A 1,323-nucleotide genomic window follows, 5' to 3' on the forward strand; every position below is an offset into this window, starting at 1 on the left:
GTGGGCGCGGCAGGGTGGCAGCAGACCGCCGCTCTGGAAAGCATTCTGCGGACTGGGCGCGAGGGACTGGCCGTCACCGACGCGCTGCGGCAGGTCGTGCGCCTGACCACCGAGCAGATTCGGACGCTTTCACTTTCCGAAATGAGGGAGAACGAAGAGCATGTCCGGGCGCTGCATGAGGTGGTCAGGAACGGCGAGGAGCAAATCACGGCGGCCCAAGCTCTGGAAGAAGTGCTGTGTCAGGCCCTCGACGACGTGGCCCAGACCCCCCTGGACGACGTGAACGTGTCGCGCCTGAAACAAATTCACCAGCGGGTGCAGGAGCAGGTCGAGGCACTGAACACCATCGTCGAGTCGGCGCAGGTGCAGGCGCAGACGCTGGAACAGGCCAGTCGGCTCGACGAAATCAGTGCCGAGTATCAGCAGCGCGTGAACGACATCCGCCAGTTCAGCGCCGCAGAAGAGGTTGAGGCCCTCGGTGACACGGGACAGCGCGTCGTGGAAAGGATTGCCGAGATAGACGAGGCCCACCCCGACCAGCTCAGTGCCCTCCAGAAAATCGGGGAAACCCTGGTCGAGAGTGTGCCGGAAACGGGAGCCGACGCCACCGCCCAGGCCCAAACGCTCGACGATCTGGCTAGGACAGCTCAAGCCAAAGCCCAGTCGTTGCGAGAAGGCCAGGAAAGCGAGTAAGGGTTGGGCGCTGGAGTGCAGGCTCAGCGGCGTTTCTTGACGGTCCAGGCTTCTTCAGTCAGGCCACTGCGGGCGTTGGCAGCGCGGGCCATGATGAACAGCAGGTCGGAAACGCGGTTGAGGTAGACCTGCACCTGCGCGTTGGCCTCCTCGGTTTCCAGCAGCCGGATCACCTCGCGCTCGGCGCGGCGGGCCACGGCGCGGGCGAGTTGGAGCGCCGCCGCCGCCGGAGTGCCGCCCGGATGCACGAAGCCCGTAAACGGCGGCGCGCCTTCCTGATAGCAGTCAATCATCGCTTCCAAAAAGGCCACGTCCTGCGCGTCTATGCGGCTGAGGTTCTTCTCGTAGCTGCCGCCGCTGCGGGTCGCCAGGTCAGCGCCCACGTCGAACAGGGCGTTTTGCAGGTATTCGAGGTCGGCGTCCAGCGCCGTGTCCGTACCGTGCGCCCGCGCCAGCCCCAGCACCGAGTTGAGTTCGTCCACCGTACCGTAAGCCTCGACACGGGGGTGCGCTTTGCTGACGCGGTCTGCGCCGTAGAGGCCGGTCTGTCCCTGATCGCCTGTGCGGGTATAGAGCTTCATGGCGTTCAGGGTAAAGGGTAAAGAGAGTGGAGGGTGAAGGGTCAAGGGC

At 65.0% G+C, this 1,323-nt stretch carries 2 protein-coding genes; one reads left to right on the plus strand and one right to left on the minus strand.

The genetic code is table 11. The features are described from left to right. Positions 1-693 (plus strand): hypothetical protein (locus tag Q4C89_RS11210; protein WP_303102698.1); only part of this gene is annotated, 693 nt, incomplete at its 5' end. Positions 694-716: 23 nt separating this feature from the next. Here Q4C89_RS11210 and Q4C89_RS11215 read toward each other — a convergent pair. Beyond that, positions 717-1,274, minus strand: a complete 558-nt coding sequence (locus Q4C89_RS11215) for a cob(I)yrinic acid a,c-diamide adenosyltransferase (RefSeq protein WP_303102699.1) — start codon at positions 1,272-1,274, stop codon at positions 717-719. Between the last annotated feature and the right edge of the window lie 49 nt (positions 1,275-1,323).

It is taken from the genome of Deinococcus sp. (genome assembly GCF_030523985.1).
Classification (GTDB): Bacteria; Deinococcota; Deinococci; order Deinococcales; family Deinococcaceae; genus Deinococcus.

Excerpts from the sequence above, each read along its gene's own strand:
- Q4C89_RS11215 (WP_303102699.1), bottom strand. The coding sequence starts at position 1,274 with ATGAAGCTCTATACCCGCACAGGCGATCAGGGACAGACCGGCCTCTAC.